Origin of the sequence: Amycolatopsis sp. TNS106 (assembly GCF_019330265.1) — a bacterium.
Classification (GTDB): Bacteria; Actinomycetota; Actinomycetes; order Mycobacteriales; family Pseudonocardiaceae; genus Amycolatopsis; species Amycolatopsis lurida.
In genome coordinates, this window is record NZ_CP024972.1 from 741,773 (window position 1) to 760,106 (window position 18,334).

Annotated in this window: 15 protein-coding genes; 8 read left to right on the forward strand and 7 right to left on the reverse strand. The window is 69.3% G+C overall.

Annotated features, from left to right (window positions below):
* Positions 1 to 2 precede the first annotated feature (2 nt).
* On the forward strand, positions 3 to 1,748 hold the full coding sequence (locus CVV72_RS03545) for a hypothetical protein (RefSeq protein WP_219151011.1): 1,746 nt from the start codon (positions 3 to 5) through the stop codon (positions 1,746 to 1,748).
* Here CVV72_RS03545 and CVV72_RS03550 read toward each other — a convergent pair.
* Complete coding sequence (locus tag CVV72_RS03550) at positions 1,742 to 2,446, reverse strand: class I SAM-dependent methyltransferase (RefSeq protein ID WP_219151012.1); 705 nt, start codon at positions 2,444 to 2,446, stop codon at positions 1,742 to 1,744. The two genes, CVV72_RS03545 and CVV72_RS03550, sit on opposite strands and share 7 nt — an antisense overlap.
* A gap of 40 nt (positions 2,447 to 2,486) precedes the next feature.
* Between CVV72_RS03550 and CVV72_RS03555 the strand changes: the two genes are divergently transcribed.
* The gene (locus CVV72_RS03555) at positions 2,487 to 6,416 is read left to right on the forward strand and encodes an alpha-(1->3)-arabinofuranosyltransferase (protein WP_219151013.1); all 3,930 of its coding nucleotides are present in this window, start codon (positions 2,487 to 2,489) and stop codon (positions 6,414 to 6,416) included.
* Positions 6,417 to 6,565: 149 nt separating this feature from the next.
* The gene (locus CVV72_RS03560) at positions 6,566 to 7,471 is read left to right on the forward strand and encodes a hypothetical protein (RefSeq protein WP_219151014.1); all 906 of its coding nucleotides are present in this window, start codon (positions 6,566 to 6,568) and stop codon (positions 7,469 to 7,471) included.
* A gap of 5 nt (positions 7,472 to 7,476) precedes the next feature.
* Here CVV72_RS03560 and CVV72_RS03565 read toward each other — a convergent pair whose 3' ends face one another.
* Positions 7,477 to 8,676 carry a lipopolysaccharide biosynthesis protein gene (locus CVV72_RS03565; RefSeq protein WP_219151015.1) on the reverse strand — a complete coding sequence of 400 codons (1,200 nt, stop codon included), beginning with the start codon at positions 8,674 to 8,676 and terminating at the stop codon, positions 7,477 to 7,479.
* 68 nt (positions 8,677 to 8,744) lie between these two features.
* Between CVV72_RS03565 and CVV72_RS03570 the strand changes: the two genes are divergently transcribed.
* A complete protein-coding gene (locus CVV72_RS03570) occupies positions 8,745 to 10,436 on the forward strand; it encodes a hypothetical protein (RefSeq protein WP_219151016.1) in 1,692 nt (563 codons plus the stop codon).
* 3 nt (positions 10,437 to 10,439) lie between these two features.
* On the forward strand, positions 10,440 to 10,619 hold the full coding sequence (locus CVV72_RS03575) for a hypothetical protein (protein ID WP_219151017.1): 180 nt from the start codon (positions 10,440 to 10,442) through the stop codon (positions 10,617 to 10,619).
* Between the two features lie 925 nt (positions 10,620 to 11,544).
* Here the strand turns inward: CVV72_RS03575 and CVV72_RS03585 are convergent.
* Positions 11,545 to 12,777, reverse strand: coding sequence for a glycosyltransferase family 4 protein (locus tag CVV72_RS03585; RefSeq protein WP_219153803.1), 1,233 nt, complete (start codon positions 12,775 to 12,777; stop codon positions 11,545 to 11,547).
* A gap of 163 nt (positions 12,778 to 12,940) precedes the next feature.
* Here CVV72_RS03585 and CVV72_RS03590 point away from each other — a divergent pair, with 163 nt between their 5' ends.
* Positions 12,941 to 13,639 carry a class I SAM-dependent methyltransferase gene (locus CVV72_RS03590; RefSeq protein ID WP_219153804.1) on the forward strand — a complete coding sequence of 233 codons (699 nt, stop codon included), beginning with the start codon at positions 12,941 to 12,943 and terminating at the stop codon, positions 13,637 to 13,639.
* Here the strand turns inward: CVV72_RS03590 and CVV72_RS03595 are convergent.
* Complete coding sequence (locus CVV72_RS03595) at positions 13,633 to 14,667, reverse strand: DUF3068 domain-containing protein (protein ID WP_219151018.1); 1,035 nt, start codon at positions 14,665 to 14,667, stop codon at positions 13,633 to 13,635. The two genes, CVV72_RS03590 and CVV72_RS03595, sit on opposite strands and share 7 nt — an antisense overlap.
* A gap of 225 nt (positions 14,668 to 14,892) precedes the next feature.
* Between CVV72_RS03595 and CVV72_RS03600 the strand changes: the two genes are divergently transcribed.
* Positions 14,893 to 15,276 (forward strand): hypothetical protein, encoded by a 384-nt coding sequence (locus CVV72_RS03600; RefSeq protein WP_219151019.1) that lies wholly within the window; start codon positions 14,893 to 14,895, stop codon positions 15,274 to 15,276.
* Here CVV72_RS03600 and CVV72_RS03605 read toward each other — a convergent pair.
* A complete protein-coding gene (locus tag CVV72_RS03605; protein WP_219151020.1) occupies positions 15,273 to 16,445 on the reverse strand; it encodes a CdaR family transcriptional regulator in 1,173 nt (390 codons plus the stop codon). The genes CVV72_RS03600 and CVV72_RS03605 overlap by 4 nt on opposite strands.
* Positions 16,446 to 16,505: 60 nt before the next feature.
* On the reverse strand, positions 16,506 to 16,943 hold the full coding sequence (locus CVV72_RS03610) for a MarR family winged helix-turn-helix transcriptional regulator (RefSeq protein WP_219151021.1): 438 nt from the start codon (positions 16,941 to 16,943) through the stop codon (positions 16,506 to 16,508).
* A 37-nt stretch (positions 16,944 to 16,980) separates the two neighbouring features.
* Here CVV72_RS03610 and CVV72_RS03615 point away from each other — a divergent pair, with 37 nt between their 5' ends.
* Complete coding sequence (locus CVV72_RS03615) at positions 16,981 to 17,502, forward strand: hypothetical protein (RefSeq protein ID WP_219151022.1); 522 nt, start codon at positions 16,981 to 16,983, stop codon at positions 17,500 to 17,502.
* On the opposite strand, the gene CVV72_RS03620 is transcribed toward CVV72_RS03615, so the two are convergent.
* Positions 17,492 to 18,262, reverse strand: coding sequence for a hypothetical protein (locus CVV72_RS03620; RefSeq protein WP_219151023.1), 771 nt, complete (start codon positions 18,260 to 18,262; stop codon positions 17,492 to 17,494). The genes CVV72_RS03615 and CVV72_RS03620 overlap by 11 nt on opposite strands.
* Between the last annotated feature and the right edge of the window lie 72 nt (positions 18,263 to 18,334).

Genomic DNA, 18,334 nt, shown 5'->3' on the forward strand with positions numbered 1-18,334 from the left:
CCGTGTTCCTCCGGGGGAAAAGACCTTCGCCGGTCACGCTCGCCGCGTCGGCGGCCGGCGTGATCCCGTTCGTCCTGCACGCGTGGGCCGCGCTGCGTGGCAGCCTCGCGCAAGACGATTTCGTCATCACGTATCACGCCGCGAAGTCGGGTCCGTTCGACTTCGGCTACTTTTTCCAGGACTACCACGGCCATCTCGCGCCGGGCGGATTCCTGCTCGCCGACGTGCTGACCGCGTGGGCCCCGCTGAACTTCGCCGTGCTGATGGCGCCGGTCCTGGTGATGCAGGCGGCGTCCTCCGTGCTGTTGTGGGCGGCACTGGTGCGCTGCTTCGGGCGACGGTGGGGGATTCTCGTCCCGTTCACGATGTTCACGACGTCGACCTTGCTGCTCGTCCCGACGTTGTGGTGGGCGTACGCCATCCAGATCGCGCCCGTGCTGCTGGCCGCCACCGCCGCCCTCCACGCGCACGTGCGGTATCTCGCGGACGGTGGCCGCTGGGCGATCGCGACCGTGGCCTGGACCGTGTTCGGGCTGGCCTTCTACGAAAAGGCCGTGTTCATCCCGGTGCTGCTCGCCGGGATCACCGTGCTGCTCGGGATTTCCTTGCGCCGTCACCTCGTGCTGATGGGTGTCCTCGCCGCCGTCCTGGCGGGCTACGCCGTCGTTTTCCTGGCCTTGACCACGAGCCAGGTCGGGCAGGGCGGCGGTGCGGTCACCGTCGGCACGGTCGCGGACATGACGGGCCGGATGCTCGGCGACACCCTGATCCCCGGACTCGTGGGCGGGCCTTGGTCGGGCCCGGGTCCCGGTGCGACGTTCGCCGCCTCACCCGTGGCGGTGCGGATTCCGCTGCTGCTCCTGGCCGTCGTGGTGCTGGTCGCCGGGATCCGCGTGGGCGGGCTCCGGGCCAAGAAGGCGTGGCTGCTGCTGGGACTGGTGTTCGTGGCGGACATCGGGCTTTCGGCGGCCACCCGGCTCACCGAGGTCGGCCCGGAACTGGGCAGCGATCCCCGCTACGTCGCCGACCTGGCGCTCGTCGTCGCGCTGTGTCTCGCTTTCGCCTTCCTGGAACCCAAACCTCTCGACCGGCCTTCGGATACCGTGCCGTCCCCGGCGAAACGGCCGATCGCACTGGTGTTGTGCCTTGCCCTGATCGCGAGTTCCGCCGTGGGGTTCTCCCGGTTGGCGCCCGGACTACGGTTCGATCACTCCCGGGAGTTCCTCGCCAACGCGCGGGCCTCGATCGATCGGGACCCCGATCTCGTGCTGTTCGACACGGCGGTACCGAATGACGTCTTGCACGGCTGGTTCGGCGAAAACGCCCGCACATCACGGGTGGTCGGGCTGATCCCGGGTTTCCTGTTCGACCGGCCGACGAGCCGGATGTCCCTTTTGGACGATACGGGCACCGCGCGGACGATCATCGGCGTGGAACCGGTTTCCCGCGGCGTTCCCGGCCCCGTGACAGGCTGCGGGTACACCGTCGGGGAGCAGCTGGTCCGAGTTCCGTTGGACACGCCCGTTCTCGGCCGCTACCTGCTGCGGATCGACTACTTCACCTCGGACGGCGGAGAAGGGTTCGTGGACCGCGACGGGACCCGCGTGCCGGTGTGGTTCCAGCCCGGCCTGCACACCATGTACCTGCCGATCGAGGGCTTGTTCGACAAGATCGGCTTTCAGCTGTCCGCGAAGGGTGCTCCTGTCTGTCTCGCGAAGGTCGACGTCGGCAGGCCGCTCACTCAGTAGGGGTCGTATGGGCTGTCGTGGCCGAAGACCCGCGCCACGGGCGCCAGCCGGAGCCGCAGCAGGATCTTGATCCCGACGTTGCGCAGGAACCACGGCATTTGGGCGAGCACGCGCAGCCTGTCCTTGAACGACGGCGGGGAGAGCCGGAACCGCGCCAGCGACGTCGCGCGGTCGAGATAGGTGTAGCGCCGTCCGAAGAGGACTTTCGCGATCGTGCCGAGGGTGACACCGATCGACGAAAAACAGTCGTGGACCAGGATTTCCCGGCCGTCGGTCAGGTTGGCCGACCAGCGCAGGTCGTCGGTGTAGGTCCAGTAGTCGTGTTTGCCGTCGATGTAGAGCAGCTGGATCGGACGGTCCCAGCTCGGCCGCAGCTTCGTGCTGTACTCCGCCACGAGCTCCACGACGTCTTCGACGCCCGCCTTCCGCAGGTTCGCCTCGAACCGTTGGCGTGTCGGCGATCCGCCGAACAAGCGGCCGTCGACGAACGGGTCGACGGCGACCACCCGCGCGCCGACCGTGCGGGCGGCACTGGCGAGCACGATCGTCGAACGACCCTGGTGACTGCCGATTTCGACGACGAGGTCGCCCTTGTCGAGGCGGCACGCCGCGTTCCACAAGGCCAGGCCCTGCTCCCGCGTCATCCAGCCCTTGACGGGTTCGGCGAGCGACCACGCATCTTCGAAACCGTCTGCCATAGGGCGCATAGTAGCCACGTTTCCGCCTAGTATCTACCGGATGGTAACCCCCGGGGCGCTTGTGAAACGGCCGAGCACGTGGATCGTGCTGGCGCTCACCGTGCTGTCCTTTGTGCAGCGTCCCGGCAGGACCACCTTCGACACGAAACTCGATCTCGCCGTGGATCCGCTCGCCTTCCTCGGCAGGGCGCTGCACCTGTGGAATCCCCAGGCGACGGCGGGGGAGTTGCAGAACCAGGCGTACGGCTATCTGTTCCCGATGGGGCCGTTCTTCGCGCTGTGCCAGGCGGCCGGGATCCCGGTGTGGATCGCGCAGCGGTTGTGGTGCGCGATCCTGCTCTCCGTCGCCTTCGGGGGCGCGCTGCTGGTGGCCCGCGCGCTGAAAATAGGGAACGAACGGACTCGGCTGATCGGAGCAGTCGGCTACGCCCTCGCGCCGAGGATGGTCACCGAAATCGGTTCGCTGTCCTCGGAGATGCTGCCCGCCGTCCTGCTGCCTTGGGTACTGCTGCCGTTGATCCTCGCCGATCGCATCGGCTCACCGCGTCGTGCCGCCGGGTTGTCCGCGCTCGCCGTGCTGTGCATGGGCGGGATCAACGGCGCGATGGTCGTGATGGCGCTCGTGCTCCCGGGGTTGTGGTTGCTGACCCGGAAATGGCGGAGCACACATGTCACGCTGGTCATCTGGTGGTTCGTCTTCGTCGTCGGCGTGATGCTGTGGTGGTTCCTGCCGCTGGTGCTGCTCGGCCAGTACAGCCTGCCGTTCCTCGACTACATCGAATCCGCGACCAACACCACGGCGCCGATGTCGTTGTTCGAGGTGCTGCGCGGCACGAACCAGTGGGTCGCCTACGTCGTGCAGGGCACGCCGTGGTGGCCGTCGGGCTGGGCGCTGATCGACAATCCCGTGCTGATGGCGGCCACCGGGCTGGTGGCCGCGGTGGGTCTGCTCGGCCTCGCGCGGCGCGGCCTGCCCGAACGGCGTTTCCTGGTGCTCGGCGTCCTGACCGGGCTGACGCTGCTGACCGTCGGCTATGTCGGGACGCTCGACAGCCCGCTGGCGGAACCGGTGCGGCAACTGCTCGACGGCCCGCTCGCGCCGCTGCGGAACGTGCACAAGTTCGAACCGGTGCTGCGGCTGCCGTTGATGCTGGCGTTCGTCCACGGCATCACCAGCGCCGCGCCCGCGCTGCGGCGCAATCTGCGGCCCGCGCTGGGCGCTTTGCTGGTCGTGGTGATGGCCGCGCCGGTGTGGCTGCTGACGTTGCGGCCCGGGCCGGGCTGGGACGAGGTACCGGGATATTGGTACGACGCTATGGGGCACGTCGCCAAGACCGATCCGACGGCGCGGACGCTGCTGCTGCCCGCGACCGGATTCGGCGAGTACGACTGGGGCCGCACGGTGGACGAACCGGCGCAGGCCATCGCGGACAGTCCCTGGGCGGTGCGAAATCAGGTCCCGTTGGGCTCGGAGGGCAACACCCGCTTGATGGACTCCGTCGACGCGGCGCTGGCCGACGGCAGAGGGGATCCCGGTCTCGCGGCGCTGCTCGCGCGATCGGGATATCGGTTCCTGGTGCTGCGCGGCGACATCGACCGCGCCAAGGTCGGCGCTCCCGATTTCACGACGTTGCGCGCCGGGCTGGCCGGATCGCCGGGGATCGAGAAGTCCGCCCAGTTCGGGCCGCTGGAGATCTTCGAGGTGAAACGGCCGGTGCCGCTCGTCACCGCGACATCCGCGAAGGACGTCCCGACGGTGAGCGGCGGGCCGGAGAACCTGCTGCCGTTGCTGAACTCCGGGCAGCTCGACCCCGGTACGCCGACGGTGCTGACCGGGGACGGCGGTTCGCCGGCCGGGCCGAGACTGGTCACCGACGGGCTGCGTCGCGCCGAACGCAACGTCGGCGGCGTGCGGGACAACCTGAGCCAGACCCTGACCGCCGGGGAATCCGCGCGGCAGCAACGAGCCGCGCTGGACGTCTTGCCGTTTCCCGGCGAGCAGCATCAGACCGTGGCGGCGTACCGGGGGATCCGTTCGGTCAACGCGTCGACGGCGGCGTCGTTCGCGGACGCGTTCGGCGGTTCGGACCCGAGCCATCAGCCGTTCGCCGCGCTGGACGGGGATCCGCGCACCGCTTGGCATTCGTCGAGTTTCACCGGTCCGATCGGCGAGTGGCTCGAAGTCGAACTCGCTACGCCGAGGCTGGTGAACTCGGTCGATCTCGCGATGGTCGACGACATCCGTGTCGGCTGGCCACCGACCCGGATCCGGATCACCACGGACAACGGTTCCGTCGATCACCAGGTCGTGCGGGGAGCGGGGGCGCACACCTACCCGGCGCCGCCGGGAGTGACGCGCAAGGTGCGGATCACGTTGCTGTCGCTCGTGGTGGGCAGGCAGGACGGCAACGTCGGCATCTCGGAGCTGAAGATCCCCGACGTCGACCCGCAACGCGCGCTCGAAGTCCCCGCCGATCTCGGTCCTGGCCCGGCGCCGGGCTTCGCGTTCACCCGGGGCGCGCAGCCACGTTACGCGTGCGTGCCCGACGGCGGACACATCCGCTGTGATGCCAACGCGGGTCGCGATGGTGAAGAACCGGACGGGATCCGGCGGCTGTTCTCGACGACCGCGCAGAGCGCCTACGAGTTCGGCGGCACCGTGCTGCCCGCCGGCGGCGGCCGGTTCCCGGTGACCTTGCCCGGCGTGCGGGTGTCGGCGACTTCGCAGCTGGGCGGTGATCCCTCGGCGAGCGGATTCGCCGCGGTGGACGGGAATCCCGCGACGACCTGGCTGCCCGACGTCACCGATCTGCGGCCGACGCTGACCCTGGACTGGGCGAAACCCCAGACGATCTCCGGGATCCGCGTCGCCGCCGACACGGGCGCGCCCGCGCGGTTGGAACTGACCACACCGACGTCGAGCCGCTCCGTCGAACTCGATGCTTCCGGCACGGCGACGTTCCCGCCCCTGGAGACCTCGCAGCTGAAGATCGCGTTCGCCGGCCTCGACGACGACCAGCGGACGAGGAACTCTCTGGGCATCGGGAGCCTGTCCCTGACCGGCGCCGAACTTCCTGTCCCGGCGGCGGAATTCACACTGCCCTGCGGATCCGGTCCGAACGTCCGCCTGGACGGCTTCGACTACGACACGTCCGTCCGCGGCACACTCGCCGACTTCGTCGCGCACCGGCCGCTCACACTGTCCGCGTGCCCCGATTCGGCGGGCGGTGTCGACCTGGCGGCGGGCGGCCACGAACTGCGGACCGACCGGTCCGAGTCCTTTGTGGTCCAGGACCTTTGGCTGAAACCCGCCGGTCGGGCCGTCGCGCCCGCCGCGCATCGTGCCGTCACGGTGGAGTCCTGGGACGCGACGTCCCGCTCGGTCACCGTGGCGGGCGGCGACGAGTCCATTTTGGCCGTTCCGGAGAACGCGAACGCGGGCTGGACCGCTTCGCTGAACGGGACTCCGCTGGTGAAGACGCGCGTCGACGGCTGGCAGCAGGCGTGGATCCTGCCCGCCGGCTCCGGCGGTGTCGTGCGGCTGGAGTTCACCCCGGACTGGAAGTACCGGTCGGGCCTGCTGATCGGCGCGGTCGCGATCCTGCTGGTGCTGATCGGCGCCCTGTGGCCGGCCCGTCGGCGACGTGTCTCGGTGGAGGCGGGCTCCGGGCGAGTGGTCCCGGTGGTGCTCATCGGGCTGCTGGCCGTCCTGGGCGGAATGCTGCCGATCGTGCTGCTGATCGCCGTCCTGCTCGCCCGCCAGTTCAGCGAACGCGCGCCACGGTACCTCGCTTTCGGCGGCATGGTCGTGGGAACGGTCACCGCGGTGGCCGGGCGGCTGCTGGGGCACGGTCAGGAGTGGGCCTACGGTCCGGTGACCCAGGCTTCGCTGCTGCTGGCGGCCGCGGCGATGGTGGCGACGTGTGTGCCTTGGTTCGGTGGACGCGAGCCCGAGGGTGACAGAGCGTGAGAGGTGTGTGGAAATAGAGACGTTGAATGTCCCTGTTTCCACACACCCCCGCTTCACCGGACCGGTCACGACGTGAGCCCGCGGTTTCTGTCGGTGGCCTGGCTCAAGCTGGCCAGGTGCGAAGAGGGGAGTGGGCACAGCACCCACTGATGACGAGCGGCCCGGCCGTGGTCGGGGTCAAGCGGCTCCAAGAGCTCGGCGTGCCCAGGAGGCCCATCTGGCGCCGATGTGAGCCCGGTGGTGTCTGGCGGATGCTGCTGCCCGGAGTCGTGCTGCTCGGAAACGGCGAGCCGACCGACGAACAGCGGATCGAGGCGAGCCTGCTTCACGCGCGTGAAGGTTCGATGCTCACCGGCGTGCCCGCCCTCAGGCGTTACGGCCTGAGAAAGTTGCCGGATTTCGGCGACGTGCATGTCCTCGTACCGGCCGGGCGGGCAATCGCCAGTACCGGGTTCGTCCAGGTCGAACGGACACGACGCCTGCCGGTGCCGCGGCTCAGAGCCGGTGTTCCCACCGCTCCCGTGCCGCGAGCGGTGATCGACGCGGCACGCCGGACACCCGATTCGGACTCGATCGTGGCGATGATGGCCGAAGCGGTACAAGAACGGCATTGCCTGCCGCAGGCGCTCGCCGTCGAGATCGATGAGCGTTCTCGATTCGATCCGAGACTGCTACGGGCGGTGGCGCCGATACTGGGCGGCGCGCATTCTGTCGCCGAGGCCGACGCGTGGAGCCTGTGGGCGCGTTCGGGATTACCGGCGCTCCGCTGGAACGTGAAGATCTTCGACGCGGAAGGCCGGTTCGTCGCGAAGCCGGACGGTTGGTGCGACGAGGTCGGTTTCGCCTGGGAAGTCGATTCCCGTGGCCATCACGCCAAGGGCGACGACTTCCGTGCGACCCTCGCGCGAAACGCGCGCTATGCCGCGGCCGGGATCGTCGTTCTCCAGACGCTGCCATCTCGTCTCCGTACCGAACCGGACGTGGTCCTGGACGAACTCAGAGCGGCGTTTCGCAGCGCCCAGCGGCGTCCGCGCCCCGACGTGCACATCGGATGAGCCGGTCACCTCCGCCGCGACCGCCACTCCAACACAGCGCCGGACAGAGCCAAACCACCGGCACAGCAAGCGGCGACGGTCACCACCTGGACAGCCGACGAGTGCAGCCAAGCGGTCACCAGCACCGTTTCCACCACGACGGTCGTCCACATCAGCACGGTCACCCGCCGGTCGCCGGCGGCGAGGCGCGAGAACAGCAGGATCTGCACGAGCGCGAGCATCGAGCCGGCGAGGGCGAACGGCCAGACCGGCATGGTGCTGGCGGCGTAGCCGGAGCCCCCGATGAACGAGAGCAAGCGCGATCCGAAAGCGAGGCACACGAAGAGGACAATGGCGTCGAGGGCGGCGCAGACGGCCAGGGCGGCGGGCAGGATGCGGCGCCGGTCGTCGCCGTTCGCGAAGCGGGGGAGCACCAGTACACCGACGGCTTGGGGGAGCCAGTAGGCGATCTTCGTGACGATCGCGCCGAGCGCGTATTCGCCGGCTTCGGTCGCGGGGAGGGTGTGGCGCGCCAACACCAGGTCGAGGTTCACCAGCAGGACCAGCGCCAGCATCGCCTGTGCCGCGTGCAGGACTTCGCCCGCGTGCTGGCCCGCCTTCCGCGGCCGCTGTCGTCCACAGAGGACCCAGCCGCAGAAGATCACCAGGTACGAGCCGATCGCGGTCCCGGCGAGCGCGCCGGTGGCGTCGCCGCCGATCAGCAGGCCGATCAGCGAGCCGCCGACCTTGCCCGCGCCTTCGAGCGCCATGAGTCCGGCCAGGCGGGCGAAGCGGCCGCTGCCCTGCAGCAGGCCGTGGAAGAGGCCGAGCAGCGTCAGCGGGCCGAGCGTGACGGCGAGCAGCAGCGCGGGCACCACGGAATCCAGGTGCAGCACGAAGACCAGCACCGGCGCCAGGAGCAGGCCGATGGCCGCGACGATGGCACTCGTCGTGAGGCCGAGCGCGAGGAGTGTCCCGCTGTCCTGCGGTTTGCGGGCCACCCGCAGCGCGACCACGGTTTGCAGCCCCATCGCGGGGACGACACCGATCACCAGTACCGCCAGCAGCGAGCTCAGCTCACCGAACGCGCTCGGCGCGAGCAGCCGGGCGGCGATGATGCTCAGCACGTAGGCGCCGGCGTTGTTGGCCGCCAGCACGAGGGAAATGAGGATCGCCGCGACACGCTTGTCGGTCCTGGTCTCCTCGACCTCGACGTCTACGCTCAACGGTGCTCCCATTACCGGCGGGTAATCGAGCGACCATAACCGGGATCGCGGCGGAAAGGAAAGGGCAGTTGGACGCACGGCGCGAACGTCTCGTCCTGGCCGCGGTGTCGGCCGGGCTGGCTTCGCTGGTGTTCCTGCCCGTGCTCGGACGCGGCTTCGTCCTGAGTTACGACATGGTGTTCGCCCAGCGTCAGTCGCTGATCCCGGACGCGCTCGGACTCGGTTCCGCCCTGCCGCGATCGGTTCCCGCCGACGCCGTGATCGCGCTCGCGACAGCGATCGTTCCCGGCGACGTCGTCCAGAAAATCGTTCTGCTGCTCTCGCTGTTCCTTGCGGCATACGGCGCAGGGCGGCTGGTCCCGGCGGAGCAACTCGGTACGCGGATCGTCGCGGCCACCGGGTACGCGTGGACGGCCTATTTCGCGGAGCGGTTGTTCATCGGGCATTGGCCGCTCCTGCTCACCTACGCCTGCCTCCCGTGGATCGTGCGCGCCGCGCTTTCCCTGCGCCGGAACGAACCGAGGGCGCTCGCGGGACTGATGCTCGCCTGCGCCCCCGCCGTGCTCACGCCACCCGGCGGTGTGCTGGCCGCGCTCACCGCGATCACGCTGGCCGGGCCGCGGAAACTCGGCCACACCCTCGGTCTCGCCGTCGTGCTCAACCTGCCGTGGCTCGTCCCGACGCTCCTGCACGACGGCGGCACGTTGTCCGATCCCGCCGGGGTGGCCGCCTTCAGCGCCCGCGCGGAAAGCTGGGGCCCGGCGATCCTGAGCGTGCTCGGGCTTGGCGGGATCTGGAACGGCGATGTCGTTCCCGGCAGCCGCGGCGCGCCGATGGCCCCGGTTCTGATCCTCGTCACGGTCGCCGTGGCGCTGGCCGGGCTCCGCCCTCTCGCGCGAAGGTGGGGAACGCCGCCGGCGAGAGCGTTGCTGCTGCTGGGAGTTCTCGGTGTCGTGCTCGCCGCCCTGGCGACGCTGCCGTTCGGCGAACCCCTGCTCTCCTGGGCGATGGGGCACGTTCCCGGCGCGGGACTGCTGCGGGACGCGCAGAAATGGGTGGCCTGGTGGGCGCTCCCGGTCGCGCTCGGGTTCGCGCTGGCGGTCGAAGCGGCCGCCGCGCGCCTGCGGACCAGGCCGGCGAGGGGAGCACTCGTCGTGGCCGCCGCGCTCTTTCCGTTGCTCACCATGCCCGATCTCGCCTGGGGCGGCTGGGGAAGGCTCGAAGCGGTGCGCTACCCGGACGACTGGAACGCCGTCCACCAGGTGCTGGCGGACGACGACCGGCCCGGCGACGTCGTCGCGCTGCCGCTGTCCACGTTCCGCGGTTTCGCCTGGAACGATCATCGGACCCAGCTGGACCCGGCGCCGCGGGCGCTGCCCGAGACCGTCCTCGTCGACGACACCCTGCGCGTCGGCGGCGAAGAGATCGCGGGCGAGGATTCCAGAATGGACCGTGTCCGCGCCGCGAAGTCGCCGGAAGACCTGTCTGCGGCGGGAATCGGCTGGATCCTGGTCGAACACGGGACGCCGGGGCGGGTCGACCCGCGGTTGCTGACCGGCGCGGAACAGGTGTGGTCCGGTGACTGGCTCACGCTTTACCGCACTCCCGGTGAGCCCGCCGTGACCGGGACGCGATCATCGATTCCCGTGGTGCTGGCAAACGGAGTAGCGCTGCTCTCGATCGCCGCCGCACTGTTGTGCCTCAAGTTACCGGTGCGTACATTGAGCCGACGCAGGAATTCCCTGTCTCGGAAGGAGTAGGTCTTGGGCACCCTCATCGGCGCGGCAGCCGCCGTCATCATCGGGCTCGCGACGGCCGCGGGCGGGAGTTACGCGCTGACGAACACCGCGGACCCGGACGCCGCACCCCAGGTGCAGGCGAAGATCAAGGAGCAGTTCAACCCGAACCCGAGCCCCGAGCACGTTATCTACGGCAACCGCTGAGCCGGTGTCCGAGCTCGCTTCCGACCACGCCGGCCGGGTCGTCGGGCTCTACGGTGACCCCACCGTTTCCTGGAGCATCCTCCTGGAAGCGAGGCTGTCTTCGTCGCTGACGCCGGAAAAGGCGCGGATGCGGCTGGCGGTCGCGGTCGAGGAACGGCCGTGGCTCGGAGCCGCTCCCGAAGTCGTGGCCGTCTCCGGTGAAGAACTTCCGGCGATCCGCGACCGTTTCGCCGGGACCTCGTACGAGCGCGGCGCGCCGTTGCTCCGGGTCGCGGTCGGCGTCGACGAGCCCGTCGTGCTGATCGCCGCGCATCACGGCGCCCTCGACGGGCTCGGCCTGCTCTCCGTCCTCGGGCTGGCCCTCGACGTCCCGATCTCTTCCGCCGCCAAGGGAATCGGCGCACGCACGGCCGATCGGTCATTCCTCGTGTCCGCCTTCCAGCGTCTCGCTGAAGCGCTTTTCGCGCCTCCGGCGAGAATCACCCCGGAACGGGCCGAAAGTCGCCCAGGAGACGTTTTCAGCGCGAGGATTCTCCCTCGCTCACGGTTCGGTTCCTCGGCCTTCGCGGCGGCCGCCGCCAACCTGACCGAGACGTGGAACGCCCGGCACGGTGAGGAAGCCGACAGGGTGGTGGCCGCGGTCGGCGCGTCCTGGCGCGGTGGAGCCGCGCCCGAACCCCTGCACGACAGCGCGTTCTTCCGGTTGCGGCTCGGCGGGAAACCCACGGTCGCCGAAGTGAGCGCGCTGCTGGCCGCTCAGCCGCCGGAACCCGACTTCCCCGCCCGCAGCAGCAGAATCGCCCGGCTGGGGACCCGGCTGCTGGCGAGCAGGCTCGGTTCGACCTACCTGGTTTCCAATCTCGGCGTCGTTTCGGCGGCGGACGCGGTCACGTCGATCGCGTTCTATCCCGCCGCCAGCGGCCGCTCAGGCGTGGCGTTCGGCGCGGTGACCGTCGGCGAGACGAGCACCGTCACCGTGCGCGCACGCCGCAAGGACTTCGACGACGCCGCCACGGCCGACCTGGCCGACGGGCTGGTGAAAGCCCTGTGGCGTCAGGACCCTGGGATGGGGGATGGCCACCCCGGCCACGTCGCGCACGAGTGATTCGAAGCGGTTCACGCTGTGTTCCCAGTCGAACAGGCTCGCCCACGTGATGCCGGCCTTGCCCATTTCGGTCCGCCGCACCCGGTCGGCGAGCAGGCTGTCGACCTGCGCGGTGAAATCGGCGAAGTCGTCGGCCAGCAGCCCGGTCCTGCCCTCCACAATGGACTCGGCCACCCCGCCGGCCGCCCGGTAGGCCACCGAGGGCACGCCGTGCGCGGCGGCCTCCATGATGACGATTCCCCAGCCTTCCTTGACCGACGGGCACAGGTGCAGCCAGGACCGCTCCAGGATCCGGTGCTTCTCGGCCTCGTTCACCCAGCCGTGCAGCAGCACGCGGTCTTCGACGCCTCGGTCGCGGGCGTGCTTGCGCAAGACCTCTTCCCACGGTCCCTGTCCCACGATCTCCAGCTTCAGCGTGGGCCAGCGCCGGCTCAGTTCCGCGACGACGTCGATCGCGTGCTCGATCCGCTTGTGCGGCACCAGCCTGCTGACCGCGACCAGCGTCGGCTCGGTCTCGCGGACGGCCTTGCCGCGCGGCGGGGTGTCCAACCCGTTGGGTACCACGGTGATTCGCGAGCCTTCGACACCGAGCCCGGCCAGTTCGCCCTTGGTGATCTCGGAAACCGTGACGTAACGGCAGTGCCGGAACAGCCACGGCGCCAGCCGCGACTCGATCCACCAGCCGATGCGGCCCAGTGTCTCGCCGAGCGCGCTGATCCACTGTTCCTTGTGGACGTGGTGCACCAGCACGAGAACCGGGCAGCCCGCGACGAGCCTGGCGAAGAACGGCATCCCGTTCTGGACGTCGACGACGAGGTCGGCGTGTGCCTTCCGGATCGCCCGGAGGGCGTGGAGATAGACGCCGAACTTGTTGCCACGGCGGCGATAACGGACGCCGTCACGCCATTCCCCCGCGTTCGCGCCCGGGTACGCGGCGCACTGGATTTCGACCCGGTATCCGGCTTTGGCGAGACCCTCGGCCATTCGCTCGACGTACCGCTCGGAGCCGCCGCCCTCCGGATGCCCGGTGTCGCGCCAGTTGACGAGCAGCACACGTGGCCGTTCCATCGTGGTTCTCCCAACCTGTTAGCGACAATGCTAGGTTACCGGTGCGTACACGGTAGAGGAATCATTCTCGGAAAGCGATGGTTCGATGGTCGGTAATCGGTCGGTGACCCCAGCAACGATGCCTCATCGCGCCACTTTGCGCCGATCGGTGACGTTGTTCCGGGCCTTTCTCACCGAACAGACGGATCCGGACGGCTTCTACTCGGTGCTCGCCGAAGACTCGGTCCGGCAAGTGGCGCAGCACACTCCGTTGAACGGCCGAATCATCGTCGACGTCGGTGGTGGGCCGGGCTATTTCTCCGACGCTTTCCGTGCCGCCGGAGCCACGTATCTCGGCATAGATCCCGACGTCGGCGAGCTGACGGCGCGGGGAGAGGCCGGTGAGAACATGGTCCGCGGCAGCGGCACGAAACTGCCGGTGCGCACCGCGTCCGTGGACGTCTGCTATTCGTCGAACGTCCTCGAACACGTTTCCGAACCCGAGGTCATGCTCGCCGAGATGTGCCGGGTGACCAAACCCGGCGGCACGATTTTCGCCTCGTTCACGCCGTGGTATTCGCCGTGGGGTGGCCACGAGACGGCGCCGTGGCATTTCCTCGGCGGCCACTACGCCCGGCGGCGTTATCTCGAAAAGAACGGCAAGGAGCCGAAGAACAAATTCGGGGAGAGCCTTTTCGCCTTTTCGGCGGGCGCGGCCATCCGATGGGGGAAGGCCGCGCCGTACGCCGATCTGCAGGAGGTTTACCCGCGCTACCACCCCTCCTGGGCCCAGTGGATCGCGCACGTCCCCGGTGTCCGGGAAGTCGCGTCGTGGAACCTCGTGATGGTGTTGCGCAAGCGTCAGTGACGCGAGGGAGCAGGGCGCCGCTTCACCAGCAAGAAGACTCCGAGCGCGAGGAAGGCCGCGCCGCCGATCCCGAGCACGATCGGCCCGGTGCTGCCGATGAAGTCCAGCTTGCCCTTGTTCTCGTCCACCTGCTTGACCATCGCGTCGACGGTCGCGTCGGTGAAGGCGAGCGTGCCGTCGAAGACGACGGTGGGCGTGGGATTCGCGGCCGACCGCAGTTCCTGGTGCGACCGCTGTTCCTGCTTGACCTGGATCCCCGTCACCGGCTCGATCCAGCTCGTGATGGTGCCCTGGTAGAACTGCCCCGCCTCGACGGAGTCGCCGGTGGCGCCGATGAGCGAGCCCGGCACCTTCTTTGTCGAGATCTTCGTGGCGGGGATCTCCTGGACGAACTTGTAGACCTCGACGCCCTTGATGTCCTCGACACCCTTGAACCGGGCCTGGACGGCGCGGCCGGTGTTGTCGTCGTAGACCTGGTAGTCCTTCTGTTCGGTGCCGAAGGGGAACTTGAAGTTCAGGCCGGGCTGCGGCTTGTACTCCTGGACCTCCTCGGGCTTCTCGCCCTCTTTTTCGGGCTTCTCCTTGAGTTTGGTGACGAAGCTGCTGTTGGCCGAGCACTTCGCCTCCTGGTCGCCGCCCGGCGGGACGTAGCCCTCCGCGGTGCGGCGGTCGAAGCAGACCTGCCGTTTGCTCGCGCTGACCACGGTCTGATCGCTGGTGTCGACGACCGAGACGGCCATCAGCCAGACGGCGACGTCCGTGCCCTCCCGCATCTCCGGCGGCGAGAAGTTCGCCACCACGCGGGCGGTCGCCTTCAGCTTGGCGTTGTCCCGGATCTCCGTGACGGTCTTGCCGCCTGCGGTCTTCACCGCGAGCACCTTGGACGCGGTGCCTTCGAGGACCGACGTCGATTCCTGGTTCAGTGGCACCTTGGCGAGTTCGGGCTTCACGTAGGTCGGCAGCAACACCGCGCCGGCGACGGCGAACACCCCTAGTGCCAAGAAGATCAGGCTCAACGCTCGACGCAACGGTCCTCCTGGTCAGTACACATTACCCATCGGTAATCAGTCGCCAGATACTGGCTCCTCGGCAGGTCAGCGTCAAAGGTGTGACCCACGGTCACAGGCACCGCGTGCGACCGGAAGGCGGTACGCGCGCCGCCATTCGGCCCAGGCAGCCAAACATGTTTGTTCCCGGGAACAACGTGAGCGGGACCACCATCGGACGACTTCCGGTGCGTGGAAAGGAACTTTGTGCCGCAGGACCCGAACGATCCCCGCGCGCTGGACATCGGCGCCTACTCGGATTCGATCACCGACGTCGAGCTCCGCGATGCCGTCGCCGACGTCGCCGCGCTGCTTTCGTTGCACGGCAACGTGATCCGTGATCTCGACGCCAGGAGATCACGGTGGCGCCCCGGGCGGCGGTCCCCGCATCCCGACATCGTCCTGTCCGCGGCCGGAAGACGTCCACAGTGGACGAGATCGGCGAACCCCGAGGTGACCCTGCCGGTCGCCACGACCGCGCGCGGCCGGACCCTCGCGGTGCGGCTCACCGCGCGGCCCGGTCTCGGGCACACGCTGCTGGACCTGGCGAGGATCATCGACGCCGACATGGCGCCGGAAAGAAGGGGCTAGGCGTCCGCCAGCCGGACCGCCTCCAGCGCGACATAGAGTTCGCCGACGTCGACCGGGTCGGACAGGTCGCGTCTGGTCAGTTCCTGCACGCGGCGCAGCCGGTACCGGACCGTGTTCGGGTGGACGATCAGCCGGTCCGCGGCCTCCTTGGCCGAGCCGTGCCCGGCGAACCACGCGACCAGCGTGTCGAGCAGGACCTGCCGCTCCGCCTTGGGCAGCACCAGGACCCCGGTGAGCACCGAGCGCAGGACGTCCCGCGACATCTCCGGCGCGCTCGCGACCAGCGTGGTGACCGGGGAGTCGCCGAAGACGGCGACACCGGCGGCGCCGGTGGTCAGCGAGCGGCGGGCGATCCGGGCCCGGTGGACCGCGTCCGGCACCTCGAGGAATCCGTTGAACGGCCTGCTCATCCCCACTGCCAGCGGCAGGGTGCCCAGTACGTCGCGCAGCCGCCGGACGTCCTCGACGCGGTCGATCACGACCAGGCCGACCTCGGCGCCGGGCCGCCAGGCCGACTTCCAGCGGCGTGCTCGCAGCAGGGCCTCGACGCCGGGGCGTTCGTCCGGGTCGACGGACTCGGTCACGACGGCGACGAACGTGCCCGCCGCCGGGAGGTCGAGTTCCTTGGCGGCGTTCTCGAGTTCGCTCTGGGTGGCGAACCGGCCGTGCAGCAGGCCGTCCAGCAGGGCGAGCTTCTCCTGGGAGAGTTCGGCGGCGACCTCGCTGTACGCGGTGGTCAGCGCGTCGGAGTAGAGGTCGATGGTCTTCCACACGTTGGAGTTGATCTCCACCGTGCGGGCGGGGTTGATGAAGCCGGGGCCCGCCAGTTCCAGCAGGCGCTCGTAGACGAAGATCCCGCCGATCCGGAACGCGCGGAGCACGGACGGCAGCGGGATACCCTGCCTGGCCTGCGCCAGGCCGGTCTTGCGGGCCGCGTCGAGCGGAAGCCCGCGGCCTTCGACGAGCGCGGTCAGCGCCCGTTCGAGATTGGCCCGGCAGACCTTGCGCAACTCGTCCGGCGCGGTGCTGTCCACCTGGTGATAGAACTCGTCTTCGTCGCTGAGGAGCCGGGCCAGACGGTCACTGAACTCGGGCAGCCGGGTGAGCATCGCCTGCATGAGCACACGCTGCTCCCGGGGTGCGGGAGTAGCGAGAGCTTCGGTGCCCATCCGTCAACTCTAACCCGCATCCGTGGCCGCTTTTTATCACGATGCGACGAAAGGGCGGTTTCACGAGCTGAGCGCGGTTGACAACCTGCGCAGGGTGTCGCGGGCTTGCCGCAGCTCATCGGGGGTGACACCGCTGCCGGCGAGCAGGTCGCGCCGCCGGGATCCGCTCGCGTCCCACAGCCGCTCCAGCAGCCGCGTGCCCTCGGGCGTGATGGCATATAGGGGCGACCGGCGATGTGCCGGATTCGGCTCCGCGCGAAGCTGGCCCGCCTCGGCGAGGTCGTCCGCGACGCGTTGCACGGCCTGGCGGACCTGGCCGAGCCGTCGCGCGATGGCGGGGACGGCGAGCGGTTCTTCGGACACCGTGCTGAGCACGTGCCAGCGGGCGACCGTCGTGCCCTGTCCGGCGGCCTCCCGCTCGCTGATCCGGCGGCTCAGTCCCGCCAGTTCGTAGACGTCGGCGATCAGCAGCCGGTAGTCGTGGACGAGATCGGTCATATTTGACAGCATACTGTCAAATGGTCATCCTGGCCGGATGGACGTCATGGAACGGATCGCCGCCGTCTTCACCGCCCCGGGGCCGCGTCCCGAACTCGCCGGGCGGCTGGCCGTGTTCGAGCCGCTGATCGGCAGCTGGGACCTCGTGGTGCACAACTACGCCGAGGACGGGACCGTCCGGACCGTCGACGGGGAATGGCATTTCGGCTGGGCGCTCGACGGCCGCGCGCTGGCCGACGTGTGGATCAGCCCCGCCCGGCCGAGCCGGGGCGACGGGGTGGACGGCGAGTGGGGAATGAGCCTGCGCTTCTACGACGAGAAGATCGGCGCGTTCCGGTCGACCTGGCTCGGCCCCGGCAACGGCTGGGTGATCCCGTTCCTCGGCAAGCGGACGGAAGACGGCTTCGAGATCGAGGCCGACACCGACGGCGTCCGGCGCCGGTGGATCTTCTCCGAGCTGACCCGCGAGAGTTTCTCCTGGCGGGCGGAGGAAACGCCGCCGGACGCGGACCCCTTCGTCCGGCAGCGTTTCGAGGCCACTCGCGCGGTCAGTGGTTGATCTTGAACCAGGGCTGCGACCAGCCGAGGTAGGTGTAGCCCCAGGTGTTCTTGATCTCGGCGATCGTGGTCTCGGTGAAGCTGCCGGGGCCGTGGATGTCGTTCGACAGGAACTTGCCGCCGCCGATGGAGAACATCGCGTGGCCGGTCCCACCGTTGCTGAAGAAGGCGAGCCCGCCGGCGGGGACCTGGGTGTCGCCGGGGTGCTTGAACGAGCCGGGGATCTGCGTCCAGTGGACGTAGGCCGTTTCCGAGCCGCTCGCGCTCCAGCCATAGGCCCACGCGTTGATCCGGTCGCACCAGCGGTAGTAGTCGGGGTCGTTGTGGGTGTGCACGTGCGCCTTCGCCCACGCGATGGCTTCGGCGCAGGTCCGCGGGTTGCCGGTGCCGGCGGTGGAGCAGGAGAGCGTGCTGCCCGCGCAGTCCGGAGCGACGCGGCCGTCCGAACCGGTGTAGACGTAGGCGTCGCTGATGTAGCCGCCCTTCGACGGCACGTAGTCCCAGATGTCGGTGGTGCCGTACTTCCCGGTCACCGTCGAGCCGTTCGTCTGGCAGTCGATCGTGACGGCGGTGCCGCTCGCGACGGTGCCGACCGAACTCGCGGTGGTGCTCGGGCTCGACCGCACGGTCACCGCCGCCCCGGAGTCGGTGTTCACCGTGCCCGTCGCCGCGAGCGCCTCACCCGCGCCGCCGAGCATGATCGCCCCGGCCAGGGCGATCGTGCCCATCGCGCCTCTGGCGATCCTCGATCGGATCTTCATCTCTGTCCTCCAGTGGGTTCCCCGAATAGGGGGACAGGATGGTGGATCCCCGTACAAGGCGCGTACAAGAAG